Source organism: Flagellimonas profundi (assembly GCF_017313275.1).
Lineage (GTDB): Bacteria > Bacteroidota > Bacteroidia > Flavobacteriales > Flavobacteriaceae > Flagellimonas > Flagellimonas profundi.
The window spans coordinates 43,456-61,423 of record NZ_JAFLNM010000005.1 but is presented as its reverse complement, the minus strand read 5'-3'; the positions used below and the strand labels follow the sequence as shown (position 1 = coordinate 61,423).

Below are 17,968 nucleotides of genomic sequence, written 5' to 3'. Positions count from 1 at the left end.
ATGCAAAAAAATATCCTTTACATAACGATACTAGTATTTTTCTTGATCTCCTGTAAAAACTCAGAAGAGGAGATATCGCCATTGTTTGAAAAAATGTCACCTGAACAAACAGGGATGGATTTTGCAAATACGTTGGCCTACGACAAGGATTTTAATGTTTTTACCTACAGGAACTATTATAATGGAGGAGGTGTTGCCATTGGTGATGTCGATAAGGATGGGCTACCCGATGTTTACATGACCTCCAATTTAGGTCAGAATAAACTATACCGGAACACAGGCGACTTTACATTTGAAGATATTACGGAGCAAGCTGGAGTGGGCGGCGAAAAATCTTGGTCCACAGGGGTTACCATGGTAGATGTTGATGGCGATGGTTGGCTGGATATCTATATATGTAATTCAGGGGATATTGAAGGCGACAACAAACAAAATGAACTTTTTATCAACCAAAAGGACGGTACATTCTTGGAAATGGCCGATTCCCTGGGCTTGGCCGATAAAGGCCTGTCCACGCATGCCGCTTTTTTTGATTTCGATCATGATGGGGATTTGGATGCATATGTTTTGAATAACTCGTTCAGGGCCATAGGCTCCTTTAATCTCCGGGAAAATGAACGTACTCAGCGCGATTCCATAAACGGAGACCGGTTTTACATCAACGACGGAGGTGTTTTTAGGGATGCCAGTGATGAGGTGGGCATTTTTGGCAGTGTTATAGGTTTTGGCCTTGGGGTAATGGTTTCAGATCTGGATTTGGATGGATGGGAAGACCTCTACGTCTGCAATGATTTTTTTGAACGGGATTACATTTACATGAACAATGGTGATGGTACTTTTCGCGAGACCCTAACAGAGCAGATGAATTCCATAGGAATGGCATCCATGGGCGTGGATGCAACAGATTTGAACAACGATGGATATCCGGACATGTTCGTAACCGAAATGCTTCCAAAGGAAGAATCCCGACTCAAGACTTCCATGTCCTTTGAAAACTGGAACAAATATCAACACAATAGAAGGTACGGTTACTTCAATCAGTTCACTCGAAATATGTTGCAAATTAACCAAGGACAAATCAATGAAGACGAGATAAGCTTTGCTGAACAAGGACGTATCAAAGGAGTGGAAGCTACAGATTGGAGCTGGGCGGTTTTGATGAATGATTTTGATCTGGATGGATACAAGGACATCTATATCACCAATGGAGTATATCAAGATATTTTGAATCAGGACTATCTTAACTACATTTCCAACGATGTGATCATGAAAAGCGTAATTACAGAGGAAGGAATCAATTTTAAGAAACTTATAGATATCATACCCTCAGTTCCCATTTCCAATTTTATGTACAAAGGAGGGGAAGAAACAACTTTTCAGGACAAAACCAAGGAGTGGGGACTTTACGATCCCGGATTTTCAAATGGAGTCGCCTATGGTGATTTGGACAATGATGGCGATTTGGATCTTGTGGTCAACAATGTCAATATGGAGGCGTTTGTCTATCAAAATAAATCGGAAACGGTAAATACGAACCGTAATTATGTTAAGGTGAACTTACAGGGAGAAGGTAAAAATACCGGAGGTATTGGAGCCAAGGTAAGCGTGTTTCAAGATGGTCTTAGTATGGTTCAAGAGCAAATCCCGACCCGTGGGTTTCAGTCTTCCATGGATTACACCTTAAACTTTGGTCTGCCCAATAATAAATTATTGGATTCAATAATAGTGCAATGGCCTTCTGGGAAAATATCTTTTTTAACCGATGTAGAGCCCAATAACATGCTTGCGATCACCGAGCAAGAAGCGGATACTGTAAAGAAACCGAACAGACTTTGGCCAAAGGGTAAAGAACAAGAATTTGCTTTTGCAAACGAAGAAGGCTTATTGCCTGAAACCATGGTTCATGATGAAAATACATTTAGCGATTTTGATAAGGATGCACTTTTATTTCACATGAACTCCACAGAAGGGCCGAAGATAGCTGTTGGTGACTGCAATGGAGACGGGCTGGACGATATTTATCTTTGTGGCGCTGCAGGTACCCCAGGAAAACTATTTCTGCAGCAGGCCAACGGAGAACTTACTTTTGTGAACATCCCAGATTTTGTATTGGATAAAAGTGCTGAAGATGTAGATGCTCTTTTCTTTGATGCCGACATGGATGGAGACCAAGACCTTTATGTGGTCAGTGGAGGCAACGAATATCCATACGGAGCCAGGGAACTCAACGATAGATTGTATTTTAATAATGGTAACGGTCTTTTTGGAAAATCCTTTGAGTCTTTCCCCACCAAGATAGGCGAAAGCACCTCCTGCGTAAGAGCCAGTGACTTCGATAAGGATGGGGATTTGGATCTTTTCGTTGGTGTTCGGCTAAAAGATCGTGCATATGGAATTCCACAAAACGGCTACATTCTTGTTAATAATGGAAGAGGACGCTTTACCAACAAAACAAACGATTTGGCTAAAGGCTTGGAAAACATTGGAATGATCAAAGATGCCATTTGGACAGATTTTGACTCCGATGGTGCAATGGATCTAATCGTTGTGGGGGAATGGATGCCGATTCAGATGTTCAGGAATCAAAATGGAAAGTTCGAAAATGTGACTGAAAAATATGGTTTAGAAGACTATGGAGGCTGGTGGAATACCATTGAAGAAGCGGATTTGGACAATGATGGCGATATGGATTATGTCTTAGGCAATCATGGGTTGAACAGTAGGTTTAAAGCCAGTCAAGAACGACCCATCAGTTGCTACATCAAGGATTTTGACCAAAATGGAATTCAAGATCAGATTATTTGTACCTATAATGGCGATACCTCATACCCTTTGGCGCTCCGTCATGACTTGACCAAGCAGATGCCATATCTCAATAAACGCTTTTTGAAATATGAAGATTATAAGCTGAAGACTGTAGAAGATATTTTTACTCCGGAAAAACTGGAAGATGCCGTGCATCAGGAAGTAACGTATTTGGAAAGTGCGGTACTTTGGAATACGGATAATGGATTCCAATTACAAGCCCTGCCAACCCAAGCTCAGATATCACCAGTTTATGCGATCCATGTTCAGGATTTCAATAAAGATGGCTTGCCGGACTTGCTCTTGGGAGGTAATCTTTTTGAGGTTAAACCAGAAGTGGGACGCTACGACGCCAGCTATGGAGTGTGCCTTGTTAACCAAGGAGGGGGAAAATTCAAAGCAGTTCCCAACAGTATGGTGGACTTAAAGTTGGATGGACAGGTCAGGGATATTGAACCCATAACATTAAATGGGGAACTTTTATTTCTTGCAGCAAAGAACAACGATAGGGTACAGGCATTGTCCGTTAATCCAAAATAACTTTTTGAGATGTTCAGAAGTGGCTTTATCGGGATTGTTTTGATGCTTCTACTTATGCTGGGGTGCAATAGAAACGACACGCTCTTTTCTACTGTTCCCACTTCCAGCAGCGGTATTGGTTTTGTAAACCAGTTGAACGAGACAGATTCCATCAACATAAATGAATACCTGTACGCATACAATGGGGGTGGTGTTGGAGTAGGAGACTTCAATAAGGATGGATTGCCTGATATTTACTTTACAGGCAACCAAGTGGCCAACAAACTTTATATAAATCAAGGAAATTTTCAATTTATCGATGCGACCCAAAAAGCCGGGGTGCAAGGCCTGATAGGTTCTAAGAATTGGACCACGGGAGTTACAGTAGCCGATGTCAATGCCGATGGGTGGTTGGATATTTATGTATCACAAGTCGCGGATGGAAAAAGGTTTGAAGGGCATAATCTCCTCTTTATAAACAATACGGACGGTACTTTTACCGAAAAAGCTAAGGATTATGGCCTAGATCTAAAAGGCTATGGTCAACAAGCTCTGTTTTTTGATTATGATGGTGATGGGGATTTGGATATGTTCCAGTTGAACCATTCTGTGCATGAAGCCGATGTCTACGTAAAAGCAGAGAAAAGAACAGTTCGGGATAGTCTTTCCGGTGATCGTTTGTTGCAAAACAACAACGGATACTTCCACGATGTTAGTGAGTTGGCAGGGATTTATGGAGGGGCAATAGGTTACGGACTTTCTGCATTGGTCACGGATGTGGATAATAATGGTTGCCCTGATATTTATGTCTCCAATGATTTTCACGACAATGATTATCTATACTATAACCAATGTGATGGAACATTTAAGGAAGGGATAGCCAACAGTATGGACCTAAGTAGTAATTTCTCTATGGGTAGCGATGCCGCCGATATGAACAATGATGGTCTTATAGATGTTATGACCCTTGACATGAAGCCGGAAAAGGAAGTGATTCGTAAAAGTAGTGCAGGTGAGGACCCTTATTATATTTATGAATACAAAAAGAGTTTTGGTTTTGGGGAGCAAAGTCCTCGAAACATGCTGCAGCTCAATCAAGGGAATATCTCTGGACACACAAGATTTAGTGAGTTGGCCCGATATGCTGGGGTAGAGGCCACCGATTGGAGTTGGTCCGTGCTTTTAGCGGATTATGATAACGATGGCCACAAGGATATTTACATTACCAATGGCATCCTCCGAAGACCCAATGATCTGGATTACATAAAATACGATTATCCGGTAAGAGCAGGTAAAGTGCCAAGTTTGCAGCTCGCACAAAAAATGCCGGAAGGAAAGGTCCCCAACTATGCCTATAAAAATGAGGGAAGCCTAAAATTTAAAAATGTGGGCAAGGAATGGGGCTTGGACTTAACGGGCTGCTCCATGGGGGCTGCTTATGCAGATTTTGATAATGATGGAGACCTTGATTTGGTACTGAACAACTTGAATGCTCCCTCTACTTTATATAAAAACAATGCCGAAACCACCCAAAACAATTACTTAAAAGTAAAGTTGGAAGGAAGTGCTGAAAATCCATACGGAGTTGGTGCAAAAGTGGAGGTCAAGTTGAAGGAACAAACATTGGTTCAGGAAATGTACCCTGTCCGGGGGTGGCTGTCATCTTCGGAGCATGCCCTGAACTTTGGTTTGGGGAAAAACCCGAATATAGCATACGTTCAGGTGCAATGGCCGGATGGTATGGTTCAAAAATCAAAGAATGTAAGTGTAAATGGCACCCTGGTTTTAAAGTACAAAGAAGCTTCGGAAGAAAACCGATCCAAAAAAGAGGAACCTACCTTTTTTGTTCCTGTCGACAGTATTGGACTTGATTTTGTGCACCAAGAAAACAAATTCATCGATTTTAATGTTGAAACGCTAATTCCCCATAAACTATCTACCGAAGGCCCTGCTCTGTGCATTGGTGATGTTAATGGAGACGGTTTGGAAGATGTTTTTGTGGGAGGTGCCAGTGGACAGGCTTCCCGATTATTCCTTCAAAAACAAACTGAAGATGGATTTCATTTTGAAAAAATGGGGATTCCGGCCTTTGAACAAGATAAGATGTCCGAAGATGTGGACGCAGTCTTTTTTGATGCAGACGGTAATGGAGACCTTGATCTTTATGTGGTAGCGGGAAGTGGTGAGGCAAAAAGTGCTGAAAAAAACAGGGATAGGCTCTATAAAAACAGTGGAGGGAAATTTCAAAGAGATGATAGCGTTCCAAATATTATTTCCAATGGATCTGTAGTGGTGGCCGAGGACTTTGATGATGATGGCGATATAGATCTTTTTATTGGTTCACGTTCGGTTCCTGGAAGTTATGGGTTGTCTCCAAAAAGCCATATGCTTTGGAACAATGGCGATAATGGATTCGAATCGGATCAAGATCAAGTGCTTTCACAATTGGGAATGGTAACGGATGCTGTTTGGGACCAAGACCAAAAAGTGCTCTGGGTGGTAGGTGAGTGGATGCCGATAACCAAGGTGGTAGCCCATGGCAAAAAAATCACTTTGGAGGAAATACCAAAGTCCAATGGCTGGTGGAATGCTGTCGATTTGATTGATACAAACAATGATGGCACTGAAGAATTGTTGTTGGGCAACCTAGGAAGCAATTCAGGTTTGGAGGCCTCTTCGGAACATCCTTTAAAGCTCTGGGTAAAGGATTGGGACGGTAATGGTCAGGTAGACCCTATTTTGGTGCAATATAAAGATGGAAAGGATAGGGTTTTCAGTACTTTGGATGAACTAAAACGGCAAATGCCCTTTATGGGAAGGGTATTCAACAAATATGCTAGTTTTGCCAATAAAAGCGCTGATGAAATTTTTACCTCAGAGTTACGTGAAAATGCAATAAGCCTTGAGGTTTTTACGCTTCAATCCCAAATTTTGTATCGCACCGAAAGTGACTCCTATGAGATGAAGCCACTTCCAGGTTTTACCCAAATGGCTCCCATAAACGATTTTGAAGTGCACGATTATAATGGGGACGGAATCAAGGATGTCGTATATGTAGGGAATTTTTCAGGTTTGGCTCCGTCCATAGGTCGTATCAATTCATCGATGGGGGGAATGTTATTGGGAGATGGAAATGGGTTTTTCAAGGAAATACATTCAAAAAAATCTGGCTTGCACAGCATAGGAAATGCAAATTTTATCAAGAACATAAGCCTCGGTAAAAGCAATGGGCCATTGATTGGGTTAAACAGTGGAAAACTTCAATTCTATAGGATCAATCCCTGAGATCTCCAAAAGGGACCTAGTCTAAAAAGCAATAATTTAATCCCTTGAACTACTTAATAGTGTTTTTTAAACACTTATTTATTGGAATTATTTGTTTTAGAGAAAAATCTTTCGTTATTTTATAAATGTAAAATAGACACATTTAAAAAGACAGGCCTCGAAATGTGGGTGGTACATCTTATAAATGGTTTAATTTAAGTTTAGTAATTTTTAAGACCACGGTCTTGATCGTGGTCTTTTTTTAACAAAGATTCTGCACATGAAAATTCTAAAATATTCTACGTTCTTGTTGACCTGTATTTTATCTGTTTATACCTCGGCGCAAGACGTAACACTGGTTAAAGTGGTTGAAGAGTCGGAGGCTCCAATGATAAGCAAGCATATTTATGGACATTTTTCTGAGCATTTGGGAAGATGTATTTACGGAGGGCTTTATGTTGGTGAAGAAAGTGTTGTCCCGAATACTGCGGGTGTACGAAATGATATCATTGATGCTTTAAAAGAGTTACAGATTCCAAACCTTAGGTGGCCCGGAGGATGTTTTGCGGACACCTATCATTGGAAGGATGGTGTTGGTCCAAAAGATGAAAGACCTACTATGGTGAACAGATGGTGGGGAGGTGTTACCGAGGACAATAGCTTTGGCACACACGATTTTCTAAACCTATGCGAAACCCTTGGGGCGGAACCTTATTTGGCCGCCAATGTGGGAAGTAGTACGGTAAAGGAATTTACTGAATATGTTGAGTATGTGCTTCATGAGGGTGGAAGTCCCATGGCCGAGTGGCGCAAAGAAAATGGACGCGAAGAACCCTGGAACGTAAAGTATTGGGGTGTTGGAAATGAAATGTGGGGCTGTGGTGGTAATATGACTGCAGAGCATTATGCGGATGTATATCGTCAGTATGCGACTTTTATGACCGACTGGACCAATAGCGATGGACTTTTCCGTATTGCCTCTGGTGCCAATGTGGACGATTATCATTGGACAGAGGTTTTGATGAGGGATGTTCCAAAACATTTAATTGAAGGTGTTGCATTGCACTCCTATTCTTTTGTGGAATGGAACGAAAAGGGTTCCTCTATCGACTATAGCGAGGAACAGTACTTCTCCACAATGAAAACTGCATTGAAAATGGATACGCTTGTTACAAAGCATTCTGCCATAATGGATAAGTATGACCCCGATAATACCATCGCATTGGTCGTGGATGAATGGGGAGGATGGTATGAGGTAATGGAAGGCACCAATCCAGGATTTCTATATCAACAGAACACCATGAGGGATGCAATGATCGCAGGTACGACCCTCAATATTTTCAACAATCATGCGGAAAGAGTAAAAATGGCCAATTTGGCCCAAACTGTAAATGTCTTGCAGGCAGTTGTATTGACCGAAGGTGAAAAAATGTTGTTGACCCCGACCTATCATGTCATGAAAATGTACAATGTGCACCAAGATGCAAAACTATTGCCTGTCGAGTTCAATTCGCCTACATACAAATTTGAAGGAGAAGAGTTGCCGGCAATTTCAGTTTCAGCTTCAAAGAATGAATCAGGAACTGTACATGTTTCCTTGGTAAATATTGATGCGCACAAAAAACATAACATCAATCTTTCATTGGAAGGTTTGGGTGTAAAACGCCTGTCTGGAATTATTTTGACTTCAGATAACCTTCAGGACTATAATTCTTTTGAAACCCCAGGGGCCATTCAACCCAAAGAGTTTTCTACCATCAAAGTAAAAAAAGGAATTGCTGAGGTTGAACTGCCACCATTTTCTGTACTGGTACTTAAAGGAGAATAAGTAGTTGCTCCGAGGAAAATAAAACACTTTCAAAAGCTATGGGCAACGGAAATAAAGACATGAGGAAAGGAATTTTAATAGGGTTGATTTTTCTGTTTTTGGCGTGTAATCAAAAGAAGGATGTTGTTGCTGAAAGCCAACAGGATCCTGAAGTTGAAAAGAAAGAAATAAACAATCCTATAATAACGGATGTATTCACTGCCGACCCAGCAGCCATTGTTCATAAGGATACGGTTTATTTATACGCGGGTCATGATGAGGCGCCCAACGATTTCCACTTTTATAAAATGAACGAGTGGTTGGTGTTTTCATCGACGAATATGGTGGATTGGGAATCGCATCCAGTACCTCTTAAAGTCTCCGATTTTGAATGGGCCAAAGCTGATGCTTGGGCTGCTCAAGTAATTGAGCGCAATGGTAAATTTTATTGGTATATAACCACCGAACATGCCACGATTCCCGGGAAGTCCATAGGAGTGGCGGTTGCTGATAGTCCAGTGGGGCCTTTCGAAGATGCCATTGGGGAAGCGTTGATCACCAATGATATGACAAAGGCCACGGACATTTCATGGGACGATATAGACCCGACCGTTTTTATAGACGATGATGGTCAAGCCTATCTCTTTTGGGGAAATACCGCATGCTATTATGCCAAGCTCAAAGACAATATGATTGAATTGGACGGTGAAATCAAAAGTATAGATCTTCCTCACTTTACCGAGGCACCTTATATACATAAAAAGGGTGATTGGTACTATCTGAGCTATGCTTATCAATTCCCCGAAAAAACGGCATATGCAATGAGTAAATCATTGGAAGGACCTTGGGAGTATAAAGGAATATTGAACGAATTGGCCGGAAATACGAACACCAATCATCAGGCTATTCTAGAATATAAGGGCAAGGATTATTTTATCTATCACACGGGAGGAATCCAACCCAATGGTGGAAGTTTTAGACGTTCGGTGTGTATAGACGAACTTTTTTATAACCAAGATGGAACTTTAAAACGGGTGGTGATGACATCCGAAGGAATTCAAAAGTAAATCGTGAAAGGAACTATGAACCTCATAACAATTTTAATGTTTGGTCTGACTACGTTGAGCTGGTCGCAACAAGCACCTGTGGTTCATGATCCTGTTGTTATTGAAGAGAGTGGTAGTTATCACTTATTCTGTACAGGTAAAGGAATTTCCCATTTTACTTCTACCGATCTCCAGAATTGGGAGATGGGACAACCCGTGTTTGGTGAAAAACCTAACTGGACGGATAATGTAGTTCCAAATTTTGAAAATCATATTTGGGCTCCAGATGTCATTGAACATAACGGACAGTATTATCTCTACTATTCTGTTTCCGCTTTTGCTAAAAATACTTCGGCCATAGGAGTGGCAACAACAAAATCTTTAGATACATCCAATCCTGATTATGGTTGGGCAGATCATGGTATTGTGGTTCAGTCCCATCCGAACAGGGATATGTGGAATGCTATAGATCCCAATATTGTATTTGATGAAAATAATACTCCATGGATGGCTTTCGGATCCTTTTGGGACGGTTTAAAAATGGTAAAACTAGATGATTCGTTATTGAAAATCGCAGAGCCACAAGAATGGTACACTATAGCTAGGAGGGAACGAAGCTTTGATTTAGCGGACATAAACCCTGGTGATGCAGCATTGGAAGCTCCCTTCATCTTTAAAAAAGATGACTATTACTATTTGTTCTTGTCCTGGGACTTATGTTGTAGAGGAGAGAACAGTACTTATAAAGTAGTGGTAGGGCGATCTACATCGGTTACCGGTCCTTATTTGGATGCCAATGGTAAGGATTTGGCAGGTGGAGGAGGTACTTTGGTGATTCAAGGAAACAAAAATTGGTATGGTGTTGGGCACAACAGTGCCTATAGTTTTAATGGAAAGGATTATTTCTTTTCGCATGCGTATGATGCCAAAGACAATGGCCGTCCCAAATTAGTGACCAAGAAAATAGAATGGGTCAATGGTTGGCCCAAGGTAAAACCAATGAGCTAAATAAATATGAGTATTCTGGCAAAAAATATATGGTGTAGTGTTTTCCCAATGTTGTTTTTGGGGACAAGCCTTGTTTTTGCCCAAAAGGAATACAAATTATCCATCAATACGGATATTGCCTACCAGACCATAGATAATTTTGGCGCAGCTGCATGTTGGTTTGGTGAAGGTGTTGGAAAGCATTGGCCAAAGGACAAAAAAGAAGAAATAGCCAAATTATTGTTCAGCAAAGAGATGGATCCCAATGGAAACCCTGAGGGAATAGGTTTATCCGCCTGGAGATTCAATATTGGTGCTGGAACCTTTGAGCAAGGTGAGCAAAGTGGTATCAGCGACTTTAGAAAACGAGTGGAATGCTTCCAAAATCGCAATGGCACCTATGACTGGAGCAAACAATCCGGTTATTTGTGGTTGGTTCAGAAAGCAAAGGAATATGGAGTGGAAAAATTGATTGCATTTTCCAATTCGCCTCCTGTTCAATTCACGAAAAACGGTTTGGGTTTTAAAACCGAAAAGGATAAAAAGACCAATCTAAAAGAAGATAAGTTTGATGACTTTGCCGAGTTTTTGGCAACTGTTATCAACCATTTTGAAGAGGAAGGAATTCATTTTGATTATGTGAGTCCTGTAAACGAACCACAATGGGATTGGTTTGGCGAAGTAGGTAACGCCAAACAGGAAGGGTCTCCTTGGAGCAACGAAGACATTTCAAAATTGACAAAATTGCTGGATACAAATTTGGCTGACCGGGATTTGGATACCAAAATTTTACTGTCGGAGTCAGCCCAACTTAACTTTCTGTACGATGGATATGGAACGGCAGCTGAGCAAGTGTCAGCGTTATTCTCTCCGAAGAGTTCACTATATGTGGGGGATTTGAGCCATGTAGCTCCCGTGGTGGCCGGACACAGTTACTTTACCGATACTCCGGATACTACCATGATCCATATTCGACAAAATGTTCAAAATGTTACAACTTCACATGAAGTTGATTTTTGGCAATCCGAATACTCCATGTTGGCCAATGGATTTAGAGAAGGGGAAGAAGGAAAACGTAGTGCAATGGATTGTGCATTGTTCTTGGCCAAGGTCATTCATTTTGATCTCACAGTGGCAAATGCCAGTGCATGGCAATTTTGGAACAGTATGGAGCCTGGAAGCCCAGATTTCGATACCAGATATTATTTCATAGCACTAAACCCCAACGAAAATCATACAGATGGGGAGTTTTACCCAGTAAAAACATTATGGGCCATGGGGCATTACAGCTATTTCATAAAACCCGGGATGAAACGGGTTGATGTCTCTAGCGGATTGATGCCAAAAGAAGAGGCTCAAAATTTAATGGTTTCTGCTTATTTGGACTTGACCAATGATGCATTGACCATGGTTTTGGTCAACTATTCCGAAGAGGAAGCAACAGTTGCCTTGGATGGGAAGCAGTGGGAAAACTATAAATATTACAAGCATTACTTAACAAATGCGGATTCAAATATCAATTTGGATAAACAGGCTGAAGGGTCAATGCCGGAACAAATAGAATTGCCCAAAAGGTCCATTTCGACTTTGGTACTTCAAAAAACGGATGAAATATGAAAAAGGTGGTGCTAGTCATATTCGTTGTTTTCTTTTGGGCTGTGAACATATTCGCACAGGGTCCAGGTGTTTTGCAAAAAGATTTATCTGGTTACTTGTTCACCTATTTTACAGGAAACAGCGTAGAGGACGAATCGATTCATTTTGCGGTCAGTCCAGATGGGTTGAATTATTATGCCCTCAATGGGAACGAACCTGTATTGGATTCTAAAAAGATCAGTTCCACGGGAGGTGTACGTGATCCACATATACTAAGGGGGGAGGACGGCAAAACATTTTATATGGTTGTTACGGACATGACATCCCATAAAGGATGGGACTCCAATAGGGCCATGGTATTGTTGAAATCAAACGACCTGGTCAATTGGGAATCCAGTGTAGTGAACATTCAGGAAAGGTTCGATGGACATGAAGATTTGAAACGTGTATGGGCACCTCAAACCGTTTACGATAAAAAAGCAGGAAAGTACATGGTGTATTTTTCCATGAAGCATGGGAACGAACCAGATATTATTTATTATGCCCACGCTAACAAGGACTTCACGGATTTGGAAAGTGAACCACAACAATTGTTCTTTCCCAAAAATGGCAAATCCTGTATTGATGGCGACATTGTAGAGAAGGATGGTGTCTATCATTTGTTCTACAAAACCGAAGGACACGGAAATGGTATAAAGCACGCGACAACCCGGGATTTGACCTCAGGCAATTGGGCAGAGGAAGACGATTACAAACAACAGACTAACGAAGCAGTGGAAGGTTCTTCGATTTTTAAGCTGAACAATACGGACACCTACATTTTGATGTACGATGTGTACATGAAAGGGAGCTACCAATTTACCAGTAGCACCGATTTGAACAGTTTTGAAATTATTGATGACCAAATATCCATGGATTTCCATCCGAGGCACGGTACCGTTTTGCCGGTTACCCGAACGGAGTTAAAGCGTCTGTTTGGTAAATGGGACAAACCTTCGGCGTATCCGGAATTGAAGAGCAATCCGATCTTGGAAGGCTATTATGCCGATCCTGAAATTTTGTACTCCAACAAAACCAATAAATTTTATCTGTATCCAACATCCGATGGCTTTACAGGTTGGAGCGGGGATTATTTCAAGACATTTTCTTCGAAAAACCTTATTGATTGGAAAGATGAAGGAACAATCTTGGATCTAAAAAAGGATGTGGTCTGGGCAGACAGGAATGCATGGGCACCGGCAGCCATTGAAAAAACCACAAATGGCGAAACAAAATATTATTATTACTTCACCGCAGCCCAAAAAATTGGGGTGGCAGTTTCGGACAATCCGAATGGTCCATTTGTGGATTCCGGCAAGGCATTGATCGATTTTAAGCCAAGAGGAGTGGAAGGCGGACAAGAAATAGACCCTGACGTGTTCACCGATCCCAAAACGGGAAAATCATATCTCTATTGGGGCAATGGATATATGGCCGTGGCAGAACTTAACAACGATATGGTCTCCATAAAAAAAGAAACCATTAAAGTATTGACCCCGGATGCTACCTACAGGGAGGGAACAGAGGTTTTTTACAGAAATGGCATCTATTATTTCTTGTGGAGCGAGGACGATACCCGCAGCCCCGATTATAAGGTCAGATATGCCATGTCGGATAGCCCAACAGGGCCACTAACGATTCCTGAAGATAACATTGTGTTGGAGAAAGCCCCTGAAAAAGGGTTTTATGGAACAGGGCACAATTCGGTAATCAATGTTCCGAATACCGATGAATGGCATATCGTATACCACCGATTTTCGGTACCAAACGGCATCAACATGGGAGATGCTGCCGGCTATCATAGGGAGGTATGCATGGACCTATTGAATTTTAAACAAACTGGACACATAATAAAGGTAAATTTTAATAATCAAGGACAATGAGAACAATCAAGCACATACTATTAACCGCGACTACCATTGGACTATTCATTAGCTGTAAGCAGGAAGCCAAGCAGGATGTAGTTGAAGACAAAGGACCGGAAATGGCCGTGAGTTCCACGGGCTATCCTATTGAAGCTGTAGATATCAGAAACGTAAAGCTCAAGGATGAGTTTTGGTTGCCCATAATTGAAAGGGTACAGAACAAAACCATTGAGTATGCCATCGAAAAATGTGAGGAAGAAGGAAGGTTCGACAACTTTTTGATAGCCGGTGGTGAAATGCAAGGTACCGTTAGAGGGGAAATGCCTTTTGATGATACCGACGTTTATAAAATTATTGAAGGTGCCTCCAATTCCTTGATCAGTTCACCAAATCCGCAGCTGGAAAAGTTAATGGATTCTTTGGTGTCCATTATTAAAGTGGGACAGGAAAAAGACGGTTACCTTACCACATGGAGAACAATTGATCCTGCCAATCCACCAGCAGAGTGGGTAGAAGTGAAAAACGGAGAGCGATGGGAGTCACTTTTTATGAGTCACGAATTGTACAATGCAGGTCACTTATTCGAGGCTGCCGTAGTTCATTATAAAGCTACAGGTAAAAGAAACTTCTTGGATATCGCCATTAAAAATGCCGACTTAATGGTAGAGACTTTTGGCGATGGCGAAGGTAAAATAGCTGCTGTTCCAGGTCACCAAATCATTGAAACAGGGTTGATCAAACTGTATCAGGTTACCGGTAAGAAAGAGTATATGGATTTGGCAAAATACTTCTTGGATCACCGTGGGGACCCAGAAAACCACGAACTCTTCGGACCTTATTCGCAAGATCATGTTCCAGTAGTAGATCAGGACGAAGTAGTGGGTCATGCTGTACGTGCTGTTTATATGTACGCAGCAATGACGGATATTGCCGCTATCCAAAAAGACACAGCTTATTTAAAGGCTGTTAATGCACTGTGGGATAACATGGTGAACAAAAAAATGTATGTTACCGGTGGTATTGGAGCATTGCACGAAGGAGAGGCTTTCGGAGAAAACTATGAATTGCCAAACCTTACAGCATATAACGAAACTTGTGCTGCGATTGGAGATGTTTATTGGAACCACAGATTGCACAATTTGACCGGCGATGTTAAATATTTCGATGTAATCGAAAGAACCCTTTACAATGGATTGATTTCTGGCCTATCCTTGGACGGTCAACAATTCTTTTACCCAAACGCCTTGGAGGCAGATGGTGTATACAAATTCAATCAAGGAGCTTGTACAAGATCTGATTGGTTCGATTGCTCTTGTTGCCCGACCAATATGATTCGTTTTATTCCTGCCATGCCTGGTTTGATCTATTCCAAGCAAGAGAACACCTTATTTGTGAACTTGTATGCTACTAATGAAGCTGAAGTTGACCTTAAAGACCATAAGGTCAATGTATCACAGGAAACAACCTATCCATGGGATGGCAAAGTAAAACTTACCGTGAAACCTGAAGAAGCTGGCGAGTTCACTATCAAACTTAGAATTCCTGGATGGGCCAGAAATGAAGTGTTGCCTGGTAATCTATATCACTATGCTTCTCAAATGGAAGAAAATAATGTGGTAAGTGTAAATGGCGAGAAGGTTGAAGCTGCCGAAGAAGATGGATACTTCACAATTACAAGAACTTGGGAAAGTGGTGATGTTGTAACCTTGGATTTCCCAATGGAAGTAAGAAAGGTAATCGCTAACCCTTTGGTAGAGGAGGATAGAGGTAAAATGTCCTTGGAATATGGGCCTATTGTTTATGCCATTGAAGAGGTGGATAACAAAATCAATTTTGACCAGATTGGTGTAACGTCGGATGAAAAATTCAATGTGGAAATGAATGCTGACCTTTTAGGTGGTGTAAATACCGTTTCTAATGAAGAAATGACAGCTATTCCATACTACGTCTGGTCTAACCGTGGTATTGGCAAAATGAAAGTTTGGTTGCCTACCAAAGAAGATTAATAATAGCAATATAGAACAAAATGAAGCTTTCATTTAAACAACTTTTAGTGTTGGTTCTGGTCTCAGGCCTTATTTCCTGTAAAGATCAAAAGCCAGATAGTTCCGAAAGTAAAAGTGCGCTTGAACGAAATCTTGTAGTTGATCTTACCGATATGGGAATTGAGATTCAACCCACGATGTACGGAATCTTTTTCGAGGATATCAACTTTGCCGCAGATGGTGGGTTGTATGCCGAAATGATCAAAAACCGCTCTTTTGAGTTTACCCTGCCCAAAACGGGTTGGGTGGAGCCCAATAGTGATAGGCATTCCTATAACAATGAGTCGGGAATTTTATCGGTCATCAAATATTCAGGAGAAGGAACCAATCATAATTTTGCCCGTGTCGAGGTCAAGAACGATGAAGGCTACGTGCTTATTAATGAAGGCTTCCGCGGTATGGGGGTAAAGGAAGGTGCTCAATACGACTTTTCGGTAAATGCTGCCAAGCGTTCTGGGGACATCCAAAAAATTAAACTCCAAGTGATTGATTCCCTTGACAATGTTTTGGGAGAGACTTCAATTAGTCCCGATAGCGATTCTTGGAAGACTTACGAATCAACCTTCGAAGTATCCAAAACTGAAATGAAGGCAAAGGTCAAAATCACTTTCGAGGGTGAAGGTGAAATTGACTTGGACATGATTTCCCTTTTTCCTCAAGATACATGGAAAGGCCGAAAGAAAGGGCTACGTAAGGATCTAGTTCAATTATTGGACGATTTGAATCCTGGGTTCCTTCGTTTTCCTGGAGGATGTATTGTGGAAGGAAGGACCTTGGCCCGAAGATACCAATGGAAAAAAACGGTTGGTGATATCGAGGATAGGGAAATATTGGTAAACCGTTGGAACACCGAATTTGCACACCGACCCACACCTGATTACTATCAGAGTTTTGGTCTGGGGTTCTTTGAATACTTCCAATTGTCAGAAGATATGGGGGCAGAGCCCCTTCCCATTTTGGGATGTGGGATTGCTTGCCAGTTTAACACTGGGGAATTGGTCCCGATGGATGAGTTGGGGCCTTATGTACAAGATGCCTTGGATTTGATTGAATTTGCTAATGGGGACACCAACACCCCTTGGGGTCAGGTACGTGCCGATATGGGCCATCCGGAACCCTTCAATATGAAATATATTGGGATAGGGAATGAGCAGTGGGGACCTGTATACATCGAAAGATATAAAGTGTTTGAGCAAGCTATAAAATCCAAATATCCGGAAATCATTATTGTTTCAGGTAGTGGTCCTTTCCCGGAGGGAGACTACTTTGAATATGGTTGGGAGCAATTAAAACAAATGAATGCCGAAATTGTGGATGAACACTACTACAAACCACCAGAATGGTTCCGTGAAAATGCAGACCGCTATGATAGTTACGACCGCAATGGACCCAAGGTTTTTGCAGGGGAGTACGCTGCACAAACCGTGGCAATAGCAAGTCCCGAGAACAAGAACAACTGGGAGTCTGCACTTTCCGAGGCAGCCTTTATGACCGGTTTGGAAAGAAATGCAGAAGTGGTTCACTTAACTTCTTATGCACCGTTGATGGCGCATGCCGATGGTTGGCAATGGACACCGGACATGATTTGGTTCAACAATTTGGAATCGTTCGGAACGCCGAACTATCAGGTACAAAAAATGTACTCCACCAATCCAGGAACAGACCTTTTAAAAATAACGGAAGATGGTGATAAGATCATTGGAAAGGATGGGCTTTATGCCAGTGCGGTCAAAGACGAGAATACCAATGAGTTGATCATTAAGGTGGTAAATACATCCGAGCAAAGTCAAAATCTTTCTGTTGAGATAGCAGGAGGTAGCGTAAATGATAATGTTACGGTGTTAACCATGGGAATGGATGATTTAGAGGCCGAAAACTCCTTTGAAGAACCGATGAAAATCAGTCCTAAGGAAGGAACCGCTTCTGTAAATGGTAACGTACTAGAAGCAGAAATCCCATCGATGACATTTTCAATCTATAAAATCAGCATGTAGA

At 41.6% G+C, this 17,968-nt stretch carries 9 protein-coding genes; all 9 read left to right on the top strand.

Going from position 1 to position 17,968, the window contains the following annotated elements; genetic code table 11:
* The 9 genes from J0654_RS16760 (at position 1) to J0654_RS16720 (ending at position 17,967) form a co-directional block, all read left to right on the top strand.
* Positions 1–3,345 carry a VCBS repeat-containing protein gene (locus J0654_RS16760; protein ID WP_207030277.1) on the top strand — a complete coding sequence of 1,115 codons (3,345 nt, stop codon included), beginning with the start codon at positions 1–3 and terminating at the stop codon, positions 3,343–3,345.
* Between the two features lie 9 nt (positions 3,346–3,354).
* Entirely contained in the window at positions 3,355–6,609 is a 3,255-nt protein-coding gene (locus J0654_RS16755; RefSeq protein WP_207030276.1) for a VCBS repeat-containing protein, read from the top strand.
* Positions 6,610–6,868: 259 nt separating this feature from the next.
* The gene (locus tag J0654_RS16750) at positions 6,869–8,416 is read left to right on the top strand and encodes an alpha-N-arabinofuranosidase (protein WP_207030275.1); all 1,548 of its coding nucleotides are present in this window, start codon (positions 6,869–6,871) and stop codon (positions 8,414–8,416) included.
* Positions 8,417–8,454: 38 nt separating this feature from the next.
* Positions 8,455–9,462, top strand: a complete 1,008-nt coding sequence (locus J0654_RS16745; RefSeq protein ID WP_237686039.1) for a glycoside hydrolase family 43 protein — start codon at positions 8,455–8,457, stop codon at positions 9,460–9,462.
* A 15-nt stretch (positions 9,463–9,477) separates the two neighbouring features.
* A complete protein-coding gene (locus tag J0654_RS16740) occupies positions 9,478–10,449 on the top strand; it encodes an arabinan endo-1,5-alpha-L-arabinosidase (protein ID WP_207030274.1) in 972 nt (323 codons plus the stop codon).
* A 6-nt stretch (positions 10,450–10,455) separates the two neighbouring features.
* A complete protein-coding gene (locus tag J0654_RS16735; protein ID WP_207030273.1) occupies positions 10,456–12,045 on the top strand; it encodes a glycoside hydrolase in 1,590 nt (529 codons plus the stop codon).
* The gene (locus J0654_RS16730) at positions 12,042–13,946 is read left to right on the top strand and encodes a glycoside hydrolase family 43 protein (protein WP_207030272.1); all 1,905 of its coding nucleotides are present in this window, start codon (positions 12,042–12,044) and stop codon (positions 13,944–13,946) included. The genes J0654_RS16735 and J0654_RS16730 overlap by 4 nt, the downstream gene beginning before the upstream one ends.
* Positions 13,943–15,934 carry a glycoside hydrolase family 127 protein gene (locus tag J0654_RS16725; protein WP_207030271.1) on the top strand — a complete coding sequence of 664 codons (1,992 nt, stop codon included), beginning with the start codon at positions 13,943–13,945 and terminating at the stop codon, positions 15,932–15,934. Before J0654_RS16730 ends, J0654_RS16725 begins: the two co-directional genes overlap by 4 nt.
* 20 nt (positions 15,935–15,954) lie before the next feature.
* Positions 15,955–17,967 (top strand): alpha-L-arabinofuranosidase C-terminal domain-containing protein, encoded by a 2,013-nt coding sequence (locus J0654_RS16720; protein ID WP_207030270.1) that lies wholly within the window; start codon positions 15,955–15,957, stop codon positions 17,965–17,967.
* Position 17,968 lies beyond the last annotated feature (1 nt).